Source organism: Niallia sp. XMNu-256 (genome assembly GCF_036670015.1).
In the GTDB taxonomy this organism is placed as follows: domain Bacteria; phylum Bacillota; class Bacilli; order Bacillales; family Cytobacillaceae; genus Bacillus_BD.
In genome coordinates this window covers 2,584,981-2,608,083 of sequence record NZ_CP137636.1, presented here as the reverse complement: position 1 = coordinate 2,608,083, position 23,103 = coordinate 2,584,981, and the positions used below count along the sequence as shown (strand labels likewise).

Sequence of the window (23,103 nt, the reverse complement as noted above, 5' to 3'; positions counted from 1 at the left end):
TTTCATTGAGGAATCCTTGATATAGAATGGCTCTTCGGTCATGTTATTAAAATGCAGGATATGAGAATGAATGGTTGATAGATAAAACATAACATTATTATGTAATTAATAATAGATATTAAAAAACGTCCATTTATAGGAGTAACCCCTATAAATGGACGTTTTTGTTAAGTGGCAACCGTTGGAAGCTTACTTAAGTATTGTAATGATTTTCCGGAACCAATCGCAACACATTCAAGCGGACTTTCGGCAATTTCAACAGGGACATCAATGACCTCTGATAACCATTCTTTTAAGCCCTTTAGTAAAGAGCATCCGCCAGTTAGGATGACTCCACGATCAACAATATCTCCGCTAAGCTCTGGCGGACTATCTTCCAGTGTAGCTCGTAGTGCTTCAAAGATTTGATATAGGCTTTCTCTCAAGGCTTCGTAAACTTCAAAAGAGGAAAGCGTAATCGTTTTAGGAAGTCCATCGACTAAGTTTCTACCACGAACCTCCATTGTTAATTCCTCGTGTTGTCGTAAGGCCTGTCCAATTTCCTTCTTGATGGCTTCGGCTGTTGGTTCACCTATTAAAATATTATACTTCTTTTTCACATATTGAATAATATCTTCATCAAAACGATCTCCACCCATTTTAATGGAATGGCAAGCAACCACACCGCCAAAGGAAATAATCGCTATCTCTGTTGACCCTCCACCAATGTCTACAATTACATTCGCAACCGGTTCATCAACAGGCATGCCCGCTCCAATCGCCGCAGCAACCGGTTCTTCAATCGTATAAACTTTTTTCGCTCCTGCATTTTTCACCGCATCAATAATCGCTCTCCGATCAACATTGGTGGATGAAAAAGGAGTACAAACGGCTACATTGGGTTTACGAAGTGACATACCTAGCTCTTTAGCTGTTTTCTTAAATACAAGGCGGATCATTTCCGTTGTTGTATCAAAGTCGGCAATCACACCATCTTTAAGTGGACGAATGATTTCAACGTTTTCTGGTGTTTTGCCAATCATTTCTTTTGCTTCATTTCCAAAAGCAAGAATTTTTTTCGTAGCTTTGTTATACGCCACAACACTTGGTTCATTGAGGACAATTCCTTTATTCTTGCTATATGCTAAAATATTAGCAGTTCCTAAATCAATACCAATCTCAGGACTAGATAACATATATTCACCTAATTTCACTTCATTCTTATTCTTTATCACTTTAACACGAAAAATGACGAATGACGGCAATGTTATGAAGTCTTAAATAAAATGTAAAAGAAGTCATAGGAGTATGACGAACTCTTTAATAAATGACAGAAATGTGACAATTACAATAAAAGGATTACAGATGAAAAAAGATTCGTGAATAGTTCCGAATAATTTGGTCATAATGAGTAGATGTTTGACTGCATTTTTTCATAAATATGTTATCATAATAGTAGGTGAAAATAGCCATAATTTGGAACGATTGTGGTTCGTTATCTAATTCTTATATGAAAAGGTAGTGTAAAACGATTGACCGCAGAAGGTAAGCTTATCGTATTAATAGGTCCAACGGCTGTTGGAAAGACAAAGATGAGTATTGAGCTTGCAAAGGCTTTTAATGGAGAGATCATTAGTGGTGACTCCATGCAAATTTATAAGAAATTGGACATTGGAACAGCGAAAATTAAAACGTCGGAAATGGAGGGAATTCCGCATCATCTTATTGATCTATTAGACCCACATGAATCTTTTTCGGTTGCCCAATTTCAAGAGCTAGTTCGGGAAAAAATCAGTGATATAGTTGGCCGGGGCAAGCAACCCTTCATTGTCGGGGGAACAGGACTATACATTCAATCGGTCTTGTATGACTTTCAATTTTCAGAGGCTCCTTCAGATGAAGCATTCCGACAAAGAATGGAAATGCTAGCCAATGAAAAGGGAAATCAATACATCCACGAACATCTAATAAACATTGATCCAGACAGTGCGAATCGGATACATCCGAATAATCTTAGACGGGTCATTCGCGCGCTTGAGGTTTTTCATTGTACAGGCAAAACAATGACAGAGCTTGTCAGAACACAATCCCCGAAGATGTTATTTGATACAGCTGTGATTGGGCTAACAATGGAACGGGAAAAACTTTATGAAAGGATCAATCAAAGAGTGGACCTGATGATAAATGAAGGTCTTCTGCATGAAGTGGAAAGTCTATACCGATCTGGTTTGAGGAATTGTCAGTCTATTCAAGGGATTGGCTATAAAGAGTTATATCAATATTTCGATGGTGATGTGCCAATCCAAGAAGCGGTTGAAAAGTTAAAACAAAACTCCAGGCGCTATGCAAAACGACAACTGACCTGGTTTCGCAACAAAATGGATGTTGAATGGTTTGATATGACATCAGCAACTTCAAGCTCAAATGAATTTACAAAAAAAAATAGTGAAATTTCAGCCTATATTGAAGGAAAGCTTAAAATAAAATCGAATACATATTAGTAGAGATAAAAGAGGAGGAGCTTTTTAACATGAAGCAATCAGTGAATATACAAGATCAATTTTTAAATCAACTTCGTAAAGATGGAATAAATTGTACCGTTTTTTTATTAAACGGATTCCAGATAAGAGGTCAAATTAAGGGGTTTGATAATTTTACTGTATTGTTAGAAAGTGAAGGGAAACAACAGCTTGTCTATAAACATGCGATCTCAACATTCTCTCCACAACGAAATGTTACCATCGAAACAGAAGTAGCCCAACAAACAAAATAACGAAAAAAAGCATTTACATCCCCTAAATTGGTGTAAATGCTTTTTTCGTTATGTAGGAAAAGAAATGAAACTTTCACTAATGAACAAGCAACTTCATGAATACAATTAAAATAAAGTGCTACTTTTCAGATGAAGCACTTAACAATAGGACATATGTGACAGGAAATTTTTTGTTCAACTATTTTTAAAAAAACAATAGATCCGGATATAAACTGGGCGATTGTCACAAATAGTGGTAATTAAGCGTATACTGTTTGTAGATTGAGAGGTGAGGAGTTTGGAACAACCGATGCGAATGAAGAACAATGGTCAAATCAGTATTGTTCTAAACAAACAGAAGCGAAATCCGATTACAGAAAATCTCAAAAAGCCTTCTATCACTCCCAAAACCATTCCTTCTGAACATGCCGCTTTAAAAGAGATTGAAGAGGAATTAGAAGTCCTTGTCGGCATGGAGGAAATGAAAAAATTAGTAAAAGAAATATATGCATGGATTTATATTAATAAAAAAAGAGAAGAAAGTGGCCTGAAAAGCGGGAAACAAGCCCTTCATATGATGTTTAAAGGAAATCCGGGAACAGGAAAAACCACTGTTGCCAGACTCGTTGGAAAATTATTTCATAAAATGAATGTACTTTCAAAAGGCCATCTGATTGAGGCAGAACGTGCAGATTTAGTAGGGGAGTACATTGGACACACGGCTCAAAAAACAAGAGACCTGATTAAAAAAGCCATTGGTGGTATTTTGTTTATTGATGAAGCCTATTCCCTTGGCCGCGGGGGAGAAAAAGATTTTGGAAAAGAAGCCATCGATACGTTAGTCAAACATATGGAAGATAAGCAACATGAATTTATTTTAATCTTAGCAGGCTACTCTCGAGAAATGGATCATTTTCTCACCTTGAATCCAGGACTGGAATCAAGATTCCCACTTGTCATTGACTTTCCAGATTATACAATTAATCAACTTATGGACATTGCTGAAATTATGTTAAAAGAAAAAGAATATACATTAAGCCATGAAGCAGAAAAGAAATTAAGGGATCATCTTCACTGGGTGAAAACGGCGTTAAATCCAACAAGTTTTTCTAATGGACGTTATATGCGAAATGTAATTGAAAAGTCCATCCGGACGCAAGCGATGAGGTTGTTAGTGCAAAATAATTATGACCGTCATGAATTAATGACGATTCGAAGCAACGACCTAACTTTTACACAAGAATAACAAATAAAAGGCTGTCTTTATTTGACAGCCTTTTAAGATTAGTTTTGCCAGTCGGATTTGAAAGGGATTTAAAATATCTTTTGATTGTTTTCTTGAAAATAACTTCGTAGAGCTTGTTGTAAGTCTGATAATGTTTTGACTTCATTATCAATTTCGATCCCCAACTCGATCATTGTGTCGGCAATTTCTGGACTAATACCCGTTAGAATCGTCGAGCAGCCTAATAATTTGATTCCTTTAACGATTTTAAATAAATGATTTACCACCGCTGTATCAACGTATGGTACTCCAGAAATATCAATAATTAATTGATCTGCTTTTAATTCCTTTACTCGTACTAATGTTCTTTCCCGAATTTTCTTTGCCCGATACGTATCAACCGTACCTACAATTGGAAGAATACATACTTTATCTGTCATTGGAATAATTGGAACGGATAATTCATCAACCGTTTCCCGGTGGCTTTTTAGCAGTTCTTCTTTATAGCTCACATAGTAAGCAGTGTAAGAATCAATATATAAATCAATGATGTCATTTACATGACGTTCTAATGTGAAAAACTCTTCGGTTTCAAGCTTGATACCGCTTTCTATATAAAACGTTTTGATTGCATTCCAAGCAATTCCTCTTGAAGATTGAAACAGCTCCCAAGCCAAATGAATAGGAAACTCTGTCTTGGCACTGTTAATTCCTCTTTCTTTTGCTTGGTCCATAATTTCTTCTTGTTTTAACTCTGTCATATTATTGGCTAATGTCTTCAAGGTTGGATTCCCTTGCTCCAAAAAATAATTTAATTCCCCGCTATCCTTCAATAGAGAAGCAATATACGGTTTATTTTCTTCTAGATATTTAATCCATTCTTGTGTATAGAAATTAATATTTTCCTTTAAAAACCTTGATAATTCCACCCTTGAATCAATCGTTCCGATCATCGTTTGACCTCCCATTAATGTATCAACATGTTTTATTGTTTTTGGCAATGTGAGAGTAAAGGCAGTACCGCTGCCCTCTTCACTTGTGACACTAATTTTTCCATTATTGCTTTGAATGGCATTAAACACTTGGGCTAATCCCATTCCTTTTCCATCTTGTTTGAGTGTAAAGAAAGGGGTACCTAGTAATCTTAGTTTATCCTTGGGTATTCCTACACCAGAGTCTGAGATACATATATGGACATATTTAACGTCTTCGGTTTGATCGATCATTAAAGTTCCGCCATCTGGCATGGCTTCAATTGCATTTTTAATGATATTGAAAATGGCTTTTTTAATTTGATCCTTTCGTCCGACGACGATTGCATTTTCATTTTCAAAGTGTTTAATTAGATTGATCGGATAGAGCTGGTTTTGAAATAATAGCAGAATTGACTCAATTTCAGATACCACATGAAAGCTTGTCTGTTTTTCTTGGAAAAACTCTGGTTTAGAAACACTCATTAAGTCGTTTAAAATATGGATTGCTCGTTCCAGCTCATTTTGTGCAATATGAGAATACTCTTCATTATAAGATTGGTCCATTAACTGGAGAAATCCCTTTACCGCTGTAAGTGGGTTTCGAACTTCATGAGCAATTCCAGCTGCCATTTCACCAATTGACGATAATAAATGATTATTCCAGTTATTTTGTTCAATGGAGTTTTGAATATTTAATACATCAAAAAAATAAATATGAATTCGATTTAAGATATCGTCTTTATATGAACGGTGAAATAGAAAAAAATAGGGATGTGAATCAATCGTAATCGTAAATTCACTTACTTTTCCCATGAAACACTCATGTAACTTTGTTTTTAGTTCATTGTTTTTAATTCTTTGAAAGAGGTTTTGTGAGTCATTATGATCTGAGAGTAATCGTTTTTTTGCTATCGGATTGGCTCTTATAATAAGCCCATCCGGTTCTAATTCGATTAAACCGTATAGCTGCTGATTAGGTGTTGTCATGACCATTGCTTATACCTCCTTCCCTGAAACCATTTGACAGCTCTAACTTTTGTACCATTTTCATCACTGTTAATTTCAAACTCGTCCATTAGCCGCCTGACACCGGATAAGCCGAGGCCAAGACCTGTTTTGGAGCGGATGTTATTGTTCAATACCTGGTCTAAATGAGGAATACCAGGGCCTTTGTCAATCGCTTGAATTTCAATCCCATAGTTTGGAATCGGCTTAATAAAGAGTTCTCCCTTGCCTGCATAAAATACAATATTCCGAGTAAGTTCTAGTATGGAGACAACGAGTTTTGTTTGGTCGCTTTTATTTAAACCATATTCTTCCGACACCCGTTTTCCTAATGTACTAGCCATGTGAACGTCGTCTTCTCTCTCAATTACCATTCTATACAAGTTTTCCACATGCCCTTCCAAAGTTCGACTTTAACTATTTAATAGTTGTCTATATTAAGAATATTTTAGCATGTCTCGTTGAAAATTTGTACTTTTTTAAATTTATTGTAAAGATTTCTAATAAAATTCTTTGTGATGTAAAATAAAGATAAGACTATAGATAGAAAGGGCGATCGAATTGGAAAAGATAACCCGCATTTCAACTGAATTAAAGGATTGGATCTTAGATGCATTACGAAGTGGCGTGAATCCAGAATTACTTGTCGATGCGTTAATTAAAAAGGGATTTGATGCGAGGTTTTCTTACACTCTCTTATTTCAAATGATACGAAATCAAACTATCGTAACAGTAGATAGGGAACAAGTCCCGTATCAACCAGAAATTCCTCCAATTGGTAAAAAAGGAAATGTGATTTCTGCAAGTGATCGAGAGGTAAAGGTGACTATGAGACTAGAAAAGCCATTTATGATGTATTTAGACAATTTTCTTAGCATAGAGGAATGCGATGAACTCATTAACCTTTCGAAAAGTCGTTTAACCCATTCGCAAGTGATTGATGCTGCTTCAGGAGAAAGAACAATCGTAGCAGGAAGGACAAGTGAAGGGACAGAATATGCCTTAAGGGAAACGCCTCTTATTCATAAAATTGAAAGAAGAATACAAGAGACAACGAATTATCCGATTGACCATGGCGAAAGTTTGCAGGTTTTACATTATAATAAGGGCGACGAATATAAAGCTCATTATGACTATTTTCCAAACAGTAAAGTCGATGCTACCAAAGGGGGGCAGCGAGTCGCAACTCTTTTAATCTATTTAAATGATGTAACAGAAGGCGGGGAAACCGTTTTTCCAAAAATAAATTTACAGATTTCACCGAAAAAGGGATCTGCCTTATATTTTCATTATGGAAATCAAAAAGGACAAACAGACCGCCTTTCCTTACATTCAAGCGTACCGATCATAGAAGGTGAGAAATGGGTTGCAACAAAATGGATTCGGCAAGGAAAAATATATTAGGAAAGAGGGGGCAGGGTTGACTACTAGATAAAAATCCACCTTTACCGTTGCAAGATTAATGTAGTCAACACCATTAAATCAACGATGAGGAATTTATCGATTTATTATGGAAGGAAATTGAACGACGAGAGATTAATATTAAAAGATAAAAAGATTGTTATAAACTAAGCTTGTTATTACATTTTTCTTTCCAAGAATTTCTATTCATTACCAAGAAAAAAATTAAGTTAGATTAGATATTCTGTCCCTTCACTTAGAAGAGGACCTGCCCCCGTTGCATAGATTTTTAATGGTGGGCAGGTGTCTATTGTTCAGAACGGGATTATCGATCCCTGATCGCAACTTCCCCTCAAATATCAGCTGCTAAAGTTCCTCTATTATTAAAAAACTTTTTAGATGGAAAACAAAAACCTTCCAACGTTTCTATACTTTTAATTATTTTGAACATAATTCCAGTACTATTGTTGAATACTATAATTATCATTAGAATACTTGTACTGGGTTAGGTGAAGAAATGTTTAGAAAGAGAAGAGTTAGACCACAAGCCCAAAAAAGCTATGAAACAGAAGAGAATACGTTTACTGAAGTAATTAATAAAGCCAAGAGATCAAGCGATTTTTCAACAATTTCACTTACAGTCAATAATGAACAAATCATCATCAGTTATTATAAAACATTAATTGATTCAGACATTCTTCAAAAATCAGTATTACCCTTTTTAAAAGATAAGGGATCCGAAATAAAAGAAGTTTCCGATATAAGGAATATGATTCCAATCGATGATATTAAAATCATTAAAGATCCAATTGAAGTAGGTAAAGCACTGCACGACGGAACTGCTGTTGTCTATTTTAAAAACAATAAAAAGGAATATGCCCTCGTCAATATCAGTTATCCTCGACTGGGACAACGTGAAGTAAATGATACTCAAAATGAATTTAGCGTGATTGGACCAAAAGTTGGTTTTATTGAGGATATCTCCACGAATCTTCATTTAATTAGAGAGCATTTGAGCACGAGCGATCTAATTATTGAAGAGATGAGTATCGGTACAAGATCGGAGAAAAAAGTAGCGATTATATACATAGAGGGTGTTACCAATCCGGAATATGTAACCACAGCAAAACAACGTCTACGGGCATTAGATATCGATGTTTCCTATGACAATACACAGCTTGAACAAATGATTTCGGATAACAGCACATCTCCTTTCCCTACATATATAACAACTGAGCGGGTTGATAGAACAATAGGAGCACTTACACAGGGTCAGATTGTTCTTATTAGTGATAAATCTTCCTACGCTGTCATTGGACCGGCTACATTGATGGAATTTTTTTCTAATCCAGAGGATTTTTATCTTCCATCCATCATTGCATCCTTTTTTAAATTGATCCGAATTTTTGGGATGTTGTTTTCGATTTTTTCAACTGCCTTTTATGTCGCAATATTAACCTTTCATTATGAAGTAGTATCGAAGGAATTATTAGGTCCGATTATCTACTCACGGGCAAATGTTCCTTTTCCGCCTGTCGCTGAGGTATTATTTTTAGAGATAACCATTGACCTTTTGAGAGAAGCGGGGGCCAGGCTGCCATCAAAAATTGGGCAAACCCTTGGGATCGTTGGAGCGATTGTTATTGGGCAGGCAACCGTTGAGGCGGCCCTCACAAGTAATATTTTGCTCATTATTGTCGCGCTTGCAGCCCTGTCATCCTTTACAACACCGAATTATAAAATGTCTAATGCAGTTCGGTTATTACGGTATCCCTTTATTTTATTGGCCGCCATATGGGGTGGATTAGGGATTTATGTGGGCTTACTCTTGTTAGTCGGACATTTAGCACGACTTCAATCATTGGGAGTTCCGTATCTACTTCCGATTTTTCCTTATCGAAAAGGTGGAATTGCTAGTTCTTTTGTAAGGCCTAGTTTTTTAAAATACGATAACCGTCCTCGGTTTTTTAGGCCTTTAAGTTTAAAAAAATATTCACCAGCTTCAAATAAGGACCCGAAAGATGGTCTTAATACTGAATAATGATCTGATAAAGGTTGGATAAACATGGGAAGAAAGAAACGACTCTTAATCTTACTGTTCATTTGTATCATGATTCTTTTCGGCTGCGCAAGAACGAGAATTATTGACAAAATGAGTATTGCTCACGTATTTGGTTTTGACCAAGGAGGTAATGGGGAAATAATCGGAACGGCATTATTTCCTGAATATACGAAGAGCAAGGACAGTGATGAAATTCAATCTTTAGAAGAACATGCCTTAAATCCTTCTTTACTAATATCAAAAATGTCGACACATACGAGCACCCCCGTTGAAATCGCAAAAATAAGGGTTATCTTACTTGGTAATAGTTACGCTAAAGCAGGGATTCGGGATGTGGTTGAACGGCTCATTGTGACTCCACGGCTCGGTACTCATATACAAATTGCAGCAGCTACAGATTCTGCTCGGAAAGCACTGAATATTTTTAAAAAGGAGAAATCCCTCACCTTGTATGAGCGGATTCAACAAAATATAGAACGTCAGAATTTGCCTAGAATGAACCTTCACATATTTTTAAATCACTTTTATGGAGAAGGAATGGATGCTTATGTTCCAATGATTTCCATAGATAAAAACGACCGGCTCACAGTTGAAGGGGTTGGTGTATTTAAAGATGACAAATTGAAGCTTCATTTAAATCAAGACCAAACGGTTTTATTTTCATTTATTAAGGATTCACGTACACAAGCAACCTATAAAATGGAGCTTGATGGCTCTCACAATCGAGGTGAAATGATTATTGTACAGGCCTTTCAAAGTAAGCAAAATTGGGATTGGGATCAGAAAGAGGAAGAGTTACATTGTCGTATAAATTTACAAATGAGCTTAAATCAATTACCAAATCGATACAACGTTGAAAAAAAGGGTGAAATTGCAAAGATAGAAAAATTAGTTGAAATGAGGATAGAAAAAGGGTTGGAGGAATTATTGAACACTTTACAAAGAAATGAAGTAGATCCGATCGGAATTGGAAATATATTACGATCAAAGGATAAGACATGGGACAAGGAATCCTTTTATAAGCAATATCCTGACTTGCCAATCCATGTAGATGTAAATATAAAAATTACACACTCTGGCCTTGAAGGCTAATATTTAGGATGGATTATTATGAACTCAACGGTAAAAGAAAATAAAATGGTATCGCCCTACTTTCTGTTCTTTTTAATGCATTCCGCACAAACAGGGGTTGTTGCCCTAACCTTTCAATCCCAGATCGTAAAAGGAGCAGGCCATAATGCTTGGCTTTCTGTTTTAGCAATAGGTTTCGTCATGCATGTAATTTTTATCATGATGTTATCTATTTTAAAGCACTCTAGTGCCGGTGATATTCTATCTTTCCATAAGGATGTGTTTGGAAAGGTTTTTGGAGGAATGTTAAATATCTTCCTAGCAGGTTACTTTTTAATTTCTAGTCTTTTTGCATTATATACCTATATTGATCTTCTTCAGGTTTGGGTATTTGATGGAATTCCAAGCTGGGAATTTTCTTTGCTATTTTCTTTTCTCATTTTTTACATTGTTGCAGGAGGATTTAGGATTATCACAGCTATTGCTTTTTTTGGAGTCATCATTCCTAGCTTCATGATTCTTTCTTTGCTATATTTACTTAGTTATGTTGAACTTTCCTATCTCCAGCCCATTTATCTACAGGGAGTAAAAGACCATTTCATTTCAGCAAGAGAAGCTGTACCAGTTTATCTAGGATTTGAGAATGTTCTCGTTTTTTTTCCCTTTATTAAAGATAAAGTAAGTTCCCAAAGATGGGGGCATTTTGGCTTATTATTTACTACGTTCTTATATACAATTATTGCGGTTATGACGTTCATCTTTTTTCCGCTAGGCAAGCTTGAACGTTTAACATGGCCGACTTTAACAATGATTAAAATTATTAAACTGCCATTTTTAGAGAGATTTGAGTTTATCTTTATTTTTACATGGCTATTAGCAGTCATGCCTGTTATTTGCATTTATCTATGGTCAGCAATTCGTTCGATTAAAATGACGATTCCTAAAATAAAACCGACATATGTATTAATTGGAATACTTGTCGTTTTTCATTTTGTAAACAGTATGTTAATCGACATTCAATTTTCGTTTATTTGGGCTCGATTATACGCAAACTATGGAACGATTTTCCTCTTTGGCTACATACCTCTCCTCTTTTTGATTGCAGTTGTGAGAAAAAAATTGAAAGGAGCTTAAGTGTCAAGCGCCTGTCAGTTTAAACAAGGTACCCGGCAATGGATAAGCGATCTAAATATTTCAAAAAAGAAAAAGTAATGCATAGCCTGCATTATTTTAAATTTTCCACATATACTGTACTATAACAGATGGTGGAACGACAAAATTGTTGTAAAAAGGAGAGGGTTCTTTTGTTAAATTGTACAGTTAACATTCACAGGAAAGCGGCTGAGAAGTATTGTCTAGAATGCGGGGGAAAATTTAAAGAGAAAGTGGAATCACAATTGATGGAATGTAGTCGCTGCTTAGCAAAACAAGCGGAGTAACTAGATCCTTTAATCTTGAACGGGGTTCTTAGGGACGAACAATTTTAAAATGAAGTGTACAAATAATAATGAGGGTAGCCCTTTGCTGTCCTCATTATTATTTGTTTTCCCACTTCGTAATTTCTTTCCTCCTTCTTCCTTATTTTTAATCTTCTTCATTCGATAGACTTTTTTATTTTCAATTATAAGACCCTTAGTTTTTGTCGGTATTGAATATTTAGCTCATATATTGTATTTTAAAAAAATTTAAATTTAAGTGGAAATTTATTGTTTTCTGTTATATAACTTTTACAAAATAGAAATTAGTTATATAACAATAAGGTTAGAAGAAAATAGATCAATAAAGACCTAGTTTCTTCAATGCATAAAATGATTAGGCACGAGGTGATGCGGATAATAGAAAATAAATATATTATTTAGAAGAAGTAATAAGTAAATTAAACTGGTTAGCGAATATTATTATGGAAGATTTTAACCCAAGTAAGCGTTACTGTATAAAAAAACTTAAATTATATTGTTCTTGAAGTGGATGGGAGATATTTAATCTTGCAACAAACGTTAGATTTTAATCAATTAGAACTTAGCAAACATCCTAAAAAGCGGGGAGAGGGACTTTATGCAAGAACAGAAATTGGAAAGAGGTTTAAAAAATAGGCATGTGCAATTAATTGCTATTGGTGGAGCGATCGGAACAGGTCTATTCTGGGGGCAGGTAAGTCTATCCACTTAGCGGGACCTTCTATTTTATTTGCTTATTTGGTAACAGGAAATTATTTGCTTTTTCATCATGCGTGCATTAGGGGAGCTGCTTTTAAGTAATTTAAACTATCATTCTTTCGTTGACTTCGTTCGAGATTATTTAGGTGAAATGCCAGCATTTATCACGGGTTGGACCTATTGGTTCTGTTGGATTTCGATTACAATGGCCGATTTAACAGCCGTTGGTCTTTATACCCAATATTGGTTTCCAAATGTGCCTCAATGGATGCCGGGATTGATTTGCCTTGTTGTATTATTAATAATGAATCTAGCAACCGTCAAACTTTTTGGAGAAATGGAATTCTGGTTTGCGTTAATTAAAGTAATGGCTATTCTAAGTCTAATAGTTGTTGGTCTTTTTCTGATCTTTAAAGGATTTGCAACTTCATCAGGTACAGCAAGTTTTACGAATTTATGGAGTCATGGCGGTATGTTCCCTAATGGAATGAATGGTTTTATCCTCTCATTTCAAATGGTTGTATTCGCTTTTGTTGGGATTGAACTTGTAGGGCTTACAGCCGGTGAAACGGAAAATCCCGAAAAGGTAATCCCACGAGCGATCAATAACATTCCGATTCGGATTATTATCTTTTATCTTGGTGCTCTAATTGTCATCATGAGTGTATACCCATGGAAATCAATCGTGCCAACTGAAAGTCCGTTCGTCCAAGTTTTTTCTGCAATGGGGATTATTGCGGCAGCGGGTATGATTAACTTTGTTGTTCTTACCTCTGCAGCTTCAGCGGGTAACAGTGCAATCTTTAGTACAAGCCGTATGCTTTATTCACTTGCAAAAGAGAAAAATGCACCAGAAAAGCTAGCAAATTTGAATAAACGTAAAGTTCCTGCAAATACATTATTCTTCTCCACTGGAGTTGTTTTAATCTCTACGATCTTAAACTATGTGATTCCAGAAAGAGTATTTACTCTCGTAACAAGTATTTCAACCGTATGCTTCATCTTCATATAGGGGATTACCGTCATTAGTCATTTGAAATACCGTAAAACGAGACCAGATTTAGCAAAAATAAATAAATTTAAAATGCCGCTTTATCCATTTTCTAACTATGCGATTCTTGCTTTTCTAGCATTTATACTAGTTGTACTAGCGATCGCAGAGGATACTCGCGTTTCATTGATGGTTACCCCTGTATGGTTTATTATGCTAATTGCCATTTATAAGATACGTAAATTGAATAATAAACATGCAAAACAAGATGAGTTATCAGAAGAGTTGGAAAAGGTAAACAAGTCAGTGTAAATTTAGTTATATCATCAGACGCCTTTTAAAGTTATAGGGGCGTGTCTATTTAGTTGAAATATAATGGGACAACATTAAATTATTCAATTCTACTATAAAAGACATGAACCAAGTAATTTCCATTAGAAATTCTTCTGTTCATGTCTTTTTGCCATTTATTCATTTTTCGCCCTTTCCGATTCCAACTCAACCCAGGTTTGAGACCAATTTTCAATGGTTCTAAGAATAGGTTCAATTGAAAGGCCTTTTTCTGTTAAAGAGTACTCTATGATAACGGGTGTTTCAGGAATTACTTTCCGTTTCACAATTCCAAGATGCTCTAACTCTTTTAAACGATCGGATAATACTTTTCCGCTTATTCCGATTGATGATACAATTTCGCTAAATCGCATTGGACCCGATAATAATTGATAAATCACAAGGGCCGTCCATCTTTGACTTATAAGCGAAATAGCCTTTTCGAACTTTGGACATATTGTTGGTTGACTCACAGTTTATTCCACCTCTTTAAATGCCATTATAACACAAAAACCCCTATTGTATTACAAACATAAAGTAAATTACTTGACTGAATTTAATTATATAGATAAACTTACTTACATAAAGTAACTATATATAAAAAACTAACTAAAATGTATGAACAGAAATAGGGAAAGTTATATTTTAAAAGATGTAAGAGGTTAAGATTATTAAAGTTAATAGTTCAAAATTCAATATAAGGGGGATTACCATGGGATTTCACTCAAAACCAACCACATTCGTAGGACATGTAAAAATTAAGGTAGAGAATTTAGAGCGTTCATTAACATTTTATCGAGAAGTTCTTGGCCTCGATATTTTAGAGCAAACTTCTTCAGCAGCAAGACTAACAACAGATGGAAAAACGAGTATTTTATCGTTGGAACAACCTGAAAATGTAATCGCTAAACAAGGGAGAGCAACAGGTTTGTATCATTTTGCGATCCTTCTACCAGAGAGATCTGATTTAGCTGATATCGTTGTTCATTTAATTGATAAGGGTATCCGATTTGGAGCTTCGGACCATTTAGTAAGTGAAGCGTTGTATTTGGATGATCCAGATGGAAATGGGATTGAAATTTATAGTGACAGAGATCCTTCGACATGGAAATGGGAAGGGAATAATGTGGCCATGACAACGATTCGGCTCGATATAGAGAATCTGTTGACGTGCGCCAAGTCTGGAAAAGCTTGGAAAGGAATGCCTGAAGGAACTGTGATGGGTCATATCCATTTACATGTTGCCGATTTAGATCAAGCAGAGGAATTCTATATAAAGGGTCTTGGACTAGACGTGGTCAGTCGATTTGCTGGTCAGGCACTCTTCATGTCCGATGAAAAGTACCATCATCATGTTGCGGTTAATGTATGGAGTGGAGTTGGGGCTCCAAGACCTGCAGAAAATAGTGTTGGTCTCGAATCATTTACACTTGTTTATGCAGATGAGGAAGCACGCCAAGCCGCCATTAACCAATTGCAACAGATTGGGGCATCGGTTTTAAAAGAAGAGAATGAATGGATCACTCAGGATCCTTCCGGTAATCGGGTCGTATTAGCTATTTAAGAAGGGGGAATTCCGTTTGATCGAAGAAAGGAACAAGGACTTTGAAATTGGCATTTATACACTAGCCGATATTGGACCAGATCCTCTGTCTGGTGAGACGCCAAATCCGAAGCAGAGATTAGATGAAATTATTAAGGCTGCAGTGTTGACTGAAGAAGCTGGACTAGATGTGTTTGGGATAGGGGAACATCATCGACTCGATTATGCGGTCTCATCTCCTGCGATCGTACTAGCAGCGATTGCCCAAGCAACACAGAAAATTAAATTAACGAGCGCGACAAGTGTGTTAAGTACATTGGATCCTGTTCGTCTATTTGAAGATTTTGCAACTTTGGATTTAATCTCAAATGGACGTGCTGAAATTTTGGCAGGACGCGGGGCCTTTATCGAATCGTTTCCACTTTTTGGTTATCGAACGGATGATTATGATGAACTTTTCACAGAACATATGGAGTTGCTTTTACAACTAAATAAAAATGAAAAAGTTACATGGTCGGGAAAGTTTCGCCCTTCATTAAAAGAAGCTGAAATATCTCCACGACCAATTCAAAGTCAAATTCCTATTTGGATCGGTGTAGGTGGTTCCCCTGAGAGTGCGGTAAGAGCAGGTACATTCGGTGTTGGAATGGCACTGGCCATTTTAGGTGGGGATCCTAAACGGTTTAAACCGCTTGTCGATCTTTACCATCAAGCGGCTATGAAGGCTGACCATTCTCCAGAAGTGTTGAGAGTAGGTGTAACTGGACATGCCTTTATCGCAGAAACCACCCAGCAGGCAAAGGATGAGTTTTATCCGTATTATTCAAATTATTGGTATTATGTGAATCGGCAACGTGGTCTTGGCATGAAAATGTCAAGGGAAGAATTTGAACAAATGGCTGGTCAGGATACAGCATTGTTTGTAGGAAGCCCAGACCAAATCGTTGAAAAAGTCCTTCGTCAACATGAATTATTTGGCCACACCCGATTCCTTGCCCAAGTAGATATCGGTGGACTCCCATTTGAGAAAGTTGCAAGAAGTATTGAATTATTAGCAACCAAAGTAGCACCGAAAATTAGGCAAGCAATCAGTTAAGTATTTATTAATAAAAAAATGGCATAGTAAATAATGTTAGTTATGAAAACAACTTTTCTATATAAAGTGGGGGAAAACCATATGAAAATTGGAATTATCGGAGCAAGTGGAAAAGTAGGTAGTCTCATCTTAAGAGAATCGGTTGAAAGAGGGCATAAGGTTACTGCTATTGTAAGAAATGCCTCTAAACTTAGAGATTTGAACGTACCAACCATAGAAAAAGATATATTTGATCTAACTACGGAAGATCTTAAATCCTTTGACGTGGTCGTGAATGCATTCGGTGCTCCCCTTGGGGAAGAACAAGCCCATGTGGATGCAGGTCATGCTTTAATAAAAGCGGTTAAAGGAATAGACACAAGAATCATTGTGGTAGGTGGAGCTGGAAGTTTATATGTGGATGAACAGAAAACGGTTGAACTTATCGATACGCCTGAATTTCCAGATATCGTAAAACCAACAGCAAAAGGCCAGGCAAGAAATCTGCAAGAATTAAAAGGAACAACGGATCTAACATGGACATTTATCAGTCCTTCAGCGGTTTTTGATCCAGAAGGAAAAAGAACGGGATCCTATCAATTAGGAAAAGACCACCTTCTAGTGAATTCAAAAGGAGAAAGTTATATCAGCTATTCCGACTATGCAATTGCTGTAGTAGATGAAATTGAGAATCCAAAGCACCTTAATGAAAGGTTTACAGTAGTGGGTGAAAAAGAATAAAAAGAATCGGGGTCTATTATGGGGCCCCGATTCTTTTTATTGTTTGGGAATTTGGAAATCAAATATTTATACGGTTTTAATTTTGTAATAAAACCACCAAAGATAATTCAAAAGGGGCTTTCTATTTGCCGTTTTGGAGAACAAAAGAAATGTTTCCTTCTATTTCGTGAAAATCTTTTTAAAAGAAGGAAAGAAGACCATTATTGAAGAAATATTAATTATAATCCTACTATTAAAGAAAATTTTTATAGTATAAGGCCAATTAATAAGAAATTGATCAGGACATAGAAATAACTAAGGGTAAGGTAAATTACAGTTTATTGAAGTAGAAGAGGAGGTTATGAGAAATGAAGGCACATCAAATCATGAAGAAGCGAGTGATTAAGGTAAAAGAACGGGATAATATGCAAGCTGTAATTGAAAAGTTTCTTTATTATGGGATTAGCGGTGTCCCTGTAGTAAATGATCGAAATGAAATTGCAGGATATGTAAGTATTGAGGATGTTCTGCGTTATATAGGTAAGCCCAATGATCTTATTTTTGGAACACCATTCTTTACGGGTCATTATCAAATTGAAGAAGGAAATTTTGTAGATCGAGCTCAAAAGATTAGAAAAATGAATGTAATGGAGCTTGCCCAAACAAAGGTTTATAAAGTGGCATGGGATGAAGATATTGAAACGATTACCGGCATTTTTACTAAAGGAAGAGCAAAGAAGGTAATGGTAGAAAGAATGGGGGTTTTAATAGGAATCATTAGTCGAAACGATGTGATACATCACAGCTTTAAAACTATAACTGAATATAATAGGAACGACGGAGCTTTGTCTAAGACTAAGGTATATTGTTTTGAGTAACAGATCTAGAAAACTAAAATATTATTCCATGCTTCCTACGATGAAGCGCGCTAAAACTTTATAGATATTAATAAATATTTTCGCAAATGCCCACATTTTTTTAAGTCTCTCACATACACTGTACTATAACAGAAAGCGGAACCGAAAAATTGTTATAAAAAGGAGAGGATTTTCGTGTTAAAAAGTACAGTTAATATTAATAGTCAGGTTGCAGAAAAATATTGTCCTGAATGTGGGCTAAAATATAAAGAGAAGATCGTATCTCAATTAATGGAATGTGATCGCTGCTTAGCAAAAAAATCGGAGTAACCCCCCGCAACTATTACCGTCTTTGTCGTAAAAGTGCATTAAGGTTAAAATGATTCTATTACAAAGTTAAGGTAGTGAGTGACAAGGGTGCTGACGTGGTTTTAAATATTTAGTTGTGAGGTCGAGGTGACCTGTTATGATAAAAGGTGAGAGGAGGCCTATTGAACTTTTCTTAGGCCTTTACCCTCTAAAATATTTTGAATCCCTTCTTCACAAACCCCATAAGAACGCCAGGAGCAAGTTTCGCAAACGGTTTGGATATCAGAAGGGACCACATTATTCCGAATCGATGCTTCAATGTCTTTCCATTTTATCATTTGTCCGATTATAAGTCCTAATTTCTCCAAAATCACATGATCTCTTGCGGTAATATGTTGATCATGACAGTGGTATTCACCTGAATTTGGGTACTTTGCACATAATTGATCAGGCCCTTCAATAAGTTGAATCCACGTCTCTGGTTGATCTCTCAACGTTTGATGCAACTGTGTCATATTTTCAACATAATCTCGAGAATAGCCCATACCCTGATAACCTAAAAGACAAAATAAATGATGTCCACGTAACTTAAACATATAATCCCCCCAGATTCACGAATGGAATAATTTTAATTGTAAACTAAAAACCATTAAAAGTTAACAATTAAAATTAATTAAAGGGCACCTATCTCAATTAATTGAAATCCACAAAATTTCCGGTTATTTCTTTGTTTTAAGGCGAGAAAAAACCCAAGGTATCTTAACGCTTGGGTGATGGTTAATTGGTGTTAACACATTTGTCCTTCTTAGCTTGTCCAATTTTTAGTGGCATTGTTTTACAAAGATATTTCTTAAAAATAAACTTTTGTTTTTATTAAGTCTCGGATACCACCTGTTTCAGCACTTCTTGTGTAAACCCATAGTTCACCAGAATCTGAGGTAGGAGTCTTGTTGAATGGTAAAGTACTTGTGAAATTACCGTATTTAGGTGCCCCATTATCAGCCATTATAGAACGTTCGCTAGAAACAACCGTACCGTTATTGTCTCTTAACAAAGATAAAACATTGGCTTCGAACGCTCTTGCTTGACCTTCTAATCGTTGACCATCCACCATTGTTGTTCCTGGAAGTGGAGACCAAACGACCATATTTTGCGAGGTTGGTAAAGGCATAATGAGATGAAATCCTTCCCAAATGAGATCCAATTGATAAACGAGCCGTTTCTGGTTTGCTCCTGATATGTTTGATATGGGAATGCCAAACTTTTTCGAAATCAATGCTAGGGAATCACCTTTTTGTACTTCATATACAAATGCAGGTAATCGTAATGGTTGATTGAGGAAAATTAAGTTGGGGTTATCTAAATCATTAATACCAGCAACTAAATCAACAGACGTGCTGCAACGAGAGGCAATCTCAGCAACTGTGTCTCCGGATTGAACCATATAAATTACATTTCCGGTTTCTGAAAGACTAGGAACGACAAGAACAATTCCAGGATAAATAAGATTCGGATCGATTATCTTACTATATAAATGATTTGCTCGTCGGATGGCATCAACAGAACTACCAAATTTTTGAGCAATAGAATATAATGTATCGCCTTTTTTTACTGTATAAATATAATTTTTCTTTAAAACTATGGACATATTGTCACCCCCTACCTTGTAGTGATAAAAGCGTCATTAATTCCAATCTTTTTAACAACGTCCAGTCTGACTACAGCTAGATCTCGGTTACGAAAGGCACCCGATTGTACCCGATATTTCGTAACTCCATTTACTTCTGTTGCAACCGCAAAAGCCTCTATTCCATGGTTTCTTAAGAAGAGTCTCCGTTGGTGGGCGTTTTCTAGTGTTGAAAAACTACCTGCTATTACGACATATAGAGGCACATCTACAGTTAATTTTGGAAGAGCTAATGCTCGAGCCAGTCCTTCACCAATCGCGTTCCCCAATGTATCTAGGAACATCTTGTTTTGCAGAAGGTGTAAGTCAAAGGTGGTATCGATAAATAGATTTTCCAACAAAATAGAAGGCATATTCGTTTCACGAAGTACGTGGAAATTTGCTCGTTTCATCCCGCGGTCTTTAATTCCATAGGGGCGAATTTGGCTCATCACATAATTGTGAATCGTCTCTTGAGCTTTAACGGATTTCTCAGATACGGCACCATTGTAAATGTAACTCTCCCAACCTGTTCCACCGCCAGCATTAATATGAATAGAGCAATAATAATCTGCCTTCGCTTGATTAGCCTGATTGGTTCTAGTAGGCAAACTAAGTGACGAATCCGCTGTTCTCGTCATGATTACATCGACATCATAATTTCTTAGTAAATATTCACGGGCCCTTAAAGCGATATCCATGTTGAATACTTTTTCAAAAGAGGATCCATTTACGGCACCAGAGTCACTTCCACCATGTCCAGGATCTAATACAATCGTAGTCAATAAAATCAACTCCTTTTCTTATACAATATGTGAAATCAACATTGGAGGGTTCTATCATTTATCTATATTTATAAAAAGTGCTATTGTACTAGATAACGAGGGTGATTCGTTCCTGGCCGGTTCGGTTACTGCTTTAATTGCAGAAGTTCTCATATTAGTCGCAAAAAAGTAGAAGTCTGATAATATATTAGTAGGGAGTTTAGTCACTTGCATCCCAGGGGTCTTACTTTAATCGATTCGTCGTTTAAATTTTCGCCCTACTAATCTATAGAGGGGGGAGAAGAAGTCGATGAATCAGTATACTCAAGGAACACCTGAATATAAGAAAAAACAAAAGATCATGGAAGCGCAAATAAAAGGATATACAGACGTACAAACGGTACAAGAAGCAAAACAACTTATTCGCTTTGCCTATACAAGAGAAGGAATTCCTCTTCGCTATACAAAAATGGGTGCATTCATTAAAGTTTTTCCAGCTTAATCAAACCACAGGGGCATGGCTCTCTTATGTCCATAAAAAAAGGAGCTGCCCACTGGTTGTGTGAGAAAAAGTGGTATAATAGTTACTTAAACGAAATGCACAAATTAGTAGAATAGAAGAAACTTTTTTAGTAAAAACACGAGATTAATCTCGTGTTAGATTTAATCCATTCTGATAATAATCCATCATTACTTCTTCTAAAACGATATTTCCGCCAGTTCCCCAAATCATGTGAGTCCCTTTCTCCATTATGTTTTTCAATTTATGTTTTAATAAATAGTCCGTTCCCTTTTTACAATATAAGTTTACTTAGTAAAGGAATGAACTAGCGATGTTTGTAATTCGTGTCTTCGCGTATTATCAATTACACTAAATTATCCTAATGTGCTTCTAGCAACCAGTTATATGAACATAAATTTATCTAATAAATTGAAGTTTAACATATAGTAAGATTGTAGTTACCATTAAATAGTCTTCAAACAATAGATAAAAAAGCCCTCAACGCTTTTTATGTAACGTCGAGAGCTTTAATTTTATTTTGGAGAACGATCATTTTCAAATGCTTTTTCAACAGGGACATATGAATACCCTAGATCTCGAGCTATTGCTTCATAAGTAATTTCTCCATTTGCGGTGTTAACCCCAAGCTTTAACCCGCTGTTTTTCATCACAGCCTGGTAGACTCCTTGGTTGGCAACCTGTAAAGCATATGGAAGGGTGACATTGGTTAACGCAATGGTTGATGTCCTTGGAACAGCTCCGGGCATGTTAGCAACGGAATAATGAACAACGCCATGTTTAACGAATGTAGGGCTGTCATGGGTTGTAACATGGTCACATGTCTCAACTACCCCACCTTGGTCGATGGCAACATCTACAATCACCGATCCGGGTTTCATCGTTTTTACCATTTCTTCGGTCACAAGCTTAGGTGCCTTTGATCCAGGAATTAAAACAGCGCCAATTAATAAATCTGTTTCTTTCACAGCCGCTGCAATATTATAAGGATTGGACATTAACGTTTGAATTTCGTTTCCAAACAGATCTTCCAATTGACGTAATCGATCTGCGCTTACATCAATAATGGTCACATCTGCACCTAGTCCGATGGCCATTTTTGCGGCATTTGTTCCAACAACACCGCCACCAATGATGGTTACTTTCCCGCGACTTACACCGGGAACACCAGCAAGGAGAATTCCTTGACCTCCATTTGTTTTTTGAAGAAATTGTGCACCAATTTGCGTAGCCATCCGTCCGGCCACTTCGCTCATGGGGGTTAAGAGTGGTAGCGTACGCCCGATGGCAATCGTTTCATACGCAAGGGCGATCACATGTTTTTCCTTAAGTGCTTTTGTTAGTTCGGGTTCTGCGGCTAAATGAAGATATGTAAAGAGGATAAGACCTTCACGGAAAAAAGAATACTCACTTTTTAAAGGTTCTTTTACTTTTAAAATCATTTCCGATTGCTGCCATATATCTGCGGCTTTGTCAATGAGTTCGGCACCTGCATGTAAATAGTCATCATTCGTAAATCCACTTCCAATTCCTGCGTCCTTTTCCACTAATACTCGATGACCATTACTTACAAAGGAAATTACTCCAGCAGGTGTGATTGCTACACGATTTTCATTATTTTTAATTTCCTTTGGGATCCCGATAATCATAAACATCCCTCCCAGTGATTTTTTATTTTCTGAATATTATACATATTATATCAG

At 36.3% G+C, this 23,103-nt stretch carries 20 protein-coding genes and 1 pseudogene; 13 read left to right on the top strand and 8 right to left on the bottom strand.

Annotated features, from left to right (window positions below; all coding sequences use genetic code 11):
- Positions 1 to 167 precede the first annotated feature (167 nt).
- Positions 168 to 1,175 (bottom strand): rod-share determining protein MreBH, encoded by a 1,008-nt coding sequence (mreBH, locus tag R4Z10_RS13265; RefSeq protein ID WP_338473241.1) that lies wholly within the window; start codon positions 1,173 to 1,175, stop codon positions 168 to 170.
- Between the two features lie 336 nt (positions 1,176 to 1,511).
- Between mreBH and miaA the strand changes: the two genes are divergently transcribed.
- The 3 genes from miaA (at position 1,512) to spoVK (ending at position 3,977) form a co-directional block, all read left to right on the top strand.
- On the top strand, positions 1,512 to 2,480 hold the full coding sequence (gene miaA, locus R4Z10_RS13260) for a tRNA (adenosine(37)-N6)-dimethylallyltransferase MiaA (protein WP_338469775.1): 969 nt from the start codon (positions 1,512 to 1,514) through the stop codon (positions 2,478 to 2,480).
- Positions 2,481 to 2,509: 29 nt separating this feature from the next.
- Positions 2,510 to 2,752 carry an RNA chaperone Hfq gene (gene hfq / locus R4Z10_RS13255; protein ID WP_338469774.1) on the top strand — a complete coding sequence of 81 codons (243 nt, stop codon included), beginning with the start codon at positions 2,510 to 2,512 and terminating at the stop codon, positions 2,750 to 2,752.
- A 277-nt stretch (positions 2,753 to 3,029) separates the two neighbouring features.
- Positions 3,030 to 3,977, top strand: a complete 948-nt coding sequence (spoVK, locus tag R4Z10_RS13250) for a stage V sporulation protein K (protein WP_338469773.1) — start codon at positions 3,030 to 3,032, stop codon at positions 3,975 to 3,977.
- Positions 3,978 to 4,045: 68 nt separating this feature from the next.
- Here the strand turns inward: spoVK and R4Z10_RS13245 are convergent, their stop codons facing one another.
- Complete coding sequence (locus R4Z10_RS13245; protein WP_338469772.1) at positions 4,046 to 5,923, bottom strand: ATP-binding protein; 1,878 nt, start codon at positions 5,921 to 5,923, stop codon at positions 4,046 to 4,048.
- A complete protein-coding gene (locus R4Z10_RS13240) occupies positions 5,914 to 6,309 on the bottom strand; it encodes an anti-sigma regulatory factor (RefSeq protein ID WP_338469771.1) in 396 nt (131 codons plus the stop codon). Before R4Z10_RS13240 ends, R4Z10_RS13245 begins: the two co-directional genes overlap by 10 nt.
- A gap of 187 nt (positions 6,310 to 6,496) precedes the next feature.
- Here R4Z10_RS13240 and R4Z10_RS13235 point away from each other — a divergent pair, with 187 nt between their 5' ends.
- The 5 genes and pseudogenes from R4Z10_RS13235 (at position 6,497) to R4Z10_RS13215 (ending at position 13,928) form a co-directional block, all read left to right on the top strand.
- Positions 6,497 to 7,339: a 2OG-Fe(II) oxygenase gene (locus R4Z10_RS13235; RefSeq protein WP_338469770.1), complete on the top strand. Its 843-nt coding sequence runs from the start codon at positions 6,497 to 6,499 to the stop codon at positions 7,337 to 7,339.
- A 514-nt stretch (positions 7,340 to 7,853) separates the two neighbouring features.
- Complete coding sequence (locus R4Z10_RS13230) at positions 7,854 to 9,377, top strand: spore germination protein (RefSeq protein ID WP_338469769.1); 1,524 nt, start codon at positions 7,854 to 7,856, stop codon at positions 9,375 to 9,377.
- 24 nt (positions 9,378 to 9,401) lie between these two features.
- The gene (locus tag R4Z10_RS13225) at positions 9,402 to 10,490 is read left to right on the top strand and encodes a Ger(x)C family spore germination protein (protein WP_338469768.1); all 1,089 of its coding nucleotides are present in this window, start codon (positions 9,402 to 9,404) and stop codon (positions 10,488 to 10,490) included.
- A gap of 18 nt (positions 10,491 to 10,508) precedes the next feature.
- Positions 10,509 to 11,603: a GerAB/ArcD/ProY family transporter gene (locus R4Z10_RS13220; RefSeq protein ID WP_338469767.1), complete on the top strand. Its 1,095-nt coding sequence runs from the start codon at positions 10,509 to 10,511 to the stop codon at positions 11,601 to 11,603.
- Positions 11,604 to 12,524: 921 nt separating this feature from the next.
- Positions 12,525 to 13,928: pseudogene (locus tag R4Z10_RS13215) on the top strand (amino acid permease).
- A gap of 155 nt (positions 13,929 to 14,083) precedes the next feature.
- Here the strand turns inward: R4Z10_RS13215 and R4Z10_RS13210 are convergent.
- A complete protein-coding gene (locus R4Z10_RS13210) occupies positions 14,084 to 14,419 on the bottom strand; it encodes a helix-turn-helix domain-containing protein (RefSeq protein WP_338469766.1) in 336 nt (111 codons plus the stop codon).
- A 239-nt stretch (positions 14,420 to 14,658) separates the two neighbouring features.
- Between R4Z10_RS13210 and R4Z10_RS13205 the strand changes: the two genes are divergently transcribed.
- The 4 genes from R4Z10_RS13205 (at position 14,659) to R4Z10_RS13190 (ending at position 18,162) form a co-directional block, all read left to right on the top strand.
- Positions 14,659 to 15,510, top strand: a complete 852-nt coding sequence (locus tag R4Z10_RS13205) for a VOC family protein (RefSeq protein WP_338469765.1) — start codon at positions 14,659 to 14,661, stop codon at positions 15,508 to 15,510.
- Positions 15,511 to 15,526: 16 nt separating this feature from the next.
- Positions 15,527 to 16,585, top strand: coding sequence for an LLM class flavin-dependent oxidoreductase (locus R4Z10_RS13200; RefSeq protein WP_338469764.1), 1,059 nt, complete (start codon positions 15,527 to 15,529; stop codon positions 16,583 to 16,585).
- 81 nt (positions 16,586 to 16,666) lie between these two features.
- Entirely contained in the window at positions 16,667 to 17,305 is a 639-nt protein-coding gene (locus R4Z10_RS13195) for an NAD(P)-dependent oxidoreductase (RefSeq protein WP_338469763.1), read from the top strand.
- A 347-nt stretch (positions 17,306 to 17,652) separates the two neighbouring features.
- Positions 17,653 to 18,162: a CBS domain-containing protein gene (locus R4Z10_RS13190; RefSeq protein WP_338469762.1), complete on the top strand. Its 510-nt coding sequence runs from the start codon at positions 17,653 to 17,655 to the stop codon at positions 18,160 to 18,162.
- A gap of 467 nt (positions 18,163 to 18,629) precedes the next feature.
- Here the strand turns inward: R4Z10_RS13190 and R4Z10_RS13185 are convergent, their stop codons facing one another.
- From R4Z10_RS13185 to R4Z10_RS13175, 3 genes are all read right to left on the bottom strand, one after another.
- The gene (locus R4Z10_RS13185; RefSeq protein WP_338469761.1) at positions 18,630 to 19,046 is read right to left on the bottom strand and encodes a DUF1284 domain-containing protein; all 417 of its coding nucleotides are present in this window, start codon (positions 19,044 to 19,046) and stop codon (positions 18,630 to 18,632) included.
- Between the two features lie 254 nt (positions 19,047 to 19,300).
- Positions 19,301 to 20,098, bottom strand: a complete 798-nt coding sequence (locus R4Z10_RS13180; protein ID WP_338469760.1) for a LysM peptidoglycan-binding domain-containing protein — start codon at positions 20,096 to 20,098, stop codon at positions 19,301 to 19,303.
- An 11-nt stretch (positions 20,099 to 20,109) separates the two neighbouring features.
- The gene (locus R4Z10_RS13175; protein WP_338469759.1) at positions 20,110 to 20,901 is read right to left on the bottom strand and encodes an N-acetylmuramoyl-L-alanine amidase; all 792 of its coding nucleotides are present in this window, start codon (positions 20,899 to 20,901) and stop codon (positions 20,110 to 20,112) included.
- 289 nt (positions 20,902 to 21,190) lie between these two features.
- Here R4Z10_RS13175 and R4Z10_RS13170 point away from each other — a divergent pair, with 289 nt between their 5' ends.
- Positions 21,191 to 21,382 (top strand): hypothetical protein, encoded by a 192-nt coding sequence (locus R4Z10_RS13170; RefSeq protein WP_338469758.1) that lies wholly within the window; start codon positions 21,191 to 21,193, stop codon positions 21,380 to 21,382.
- Between the two features lie 533 nt (positions 21,383 to 21,915).
- On the opposite strand, the gene ald is transcribed toward R4Z10_RS13170, so the two are convergent.
- Positions 21,916 to 23,049: an alanine dehydrogenase gene (gene ald, locus R4Z10_RS13165; RefSeq protein ID WP_338469757.1), complete on the bottom strand. Its 1,134-nt coding sequence runs from the start codon at positions 23,047 to 23,049 to the stop codon at positions 21,916 to 21,918.
- Positions 23,050 to 23,103: the final 54 nt, after the last annotated feature.

Bases quoted from the DNA above. Each gene is read 5' to 3' on its own strand.
- ald (WP_338469757.1), bottom strand. From the start codon at position 23,049: ATGATTATCGGGATCCCAAAGGAAATTAAAAATAATGAAAATCGTGTA.
- R4Z10_RS13245 (WP_338469772.1), bottom strand. From the start codon at position 5,923: ATGGTCATGACAACACCTAATCAGCAGCTATACGGTTTAATCGAATTA.
- R4Z10_RS13225 (WP_338469768.1), top strand. From the start codon at position 9,402: ATGGGAAGAAAGAAACGACTCTTAATCTTACTGTTCATTTGTATCATG.
- R4Z10_RS13170 (WP_338469758.1), top strand. From the start codon at position 21,191: ATGAATCAGTATACTCAAGGAACACCTGAATATAAGAAAAAACAAAAG.
- R4Z10_RS13230 (WP_338469769.1), top strand. From the start codon at position 7,854: ATGTTTAGAAAGAGAAGAGTTAGACCACAAGCCCAAAAAAGCTATGAA.
- R4Z10_RS13220 (WP_338469767.1), top strand. From the start codon at position 10,509: ATGAACTCAACGGTAAAAGAAAATAAAATGGTATCGCCCTACTTTCTG.
- mreBH (WP_338473241.1), bottom strand. From the start codon at position 1,175: ATGTTATCTAGTCCTGAGATTGGTATTGATTTAGGAACTGCTAATATT.
- hfq (WP_338469774.1), top strand. From the start codon at position 2,510: ATGAAGCAATCAGTGAATATACAAGATCAATTTTTAAATCAACTTCGT.
- R4Z10_RS13205 (WP_338469765.1), top strand. From the start codon at position 14,659: ATGGGATTTCACTCAAAACCAACCACATTCGTAGGACATGTAAAAATT.
- R4Z10_RS13185 (WP_338469761.1), bottom strand. From the start codon at position 19,046: ATGTTTAAGTTACGTGGACATCATTTATTTTGTCTTTTAGGTTATCAG.
- R4Z10_RS13195 (WP_338469763.1), top strand. From the start codon at position 16,667: ATGAAAATTGGAATTATCGGAGCAAGTGGAAAAGTAGGTAGTCTCATC.
- R4Z10_RS13240 (WP_338469771.1), bottom strand. From the start codon at position 6,309: ATGGTAATTGAGAGAGAAGACGACGTTCACATGGCTAGTACATTAGGA.
- R4Z10_RS13180 (WP_338469760.1), bottom strand. From the start codon at position 20,098: ATGTCCATAGTTTTAAAGAAAAATTATATTTATACAGTAAAAAAAGGC.
- R4Z10_RS13190 (WP_338469762.1), top strand. From the start codon at position 17,653: ATGAAGGCACATCAAATCATGAAGAAGCGAGTGATTAAGGTAAAAGAA.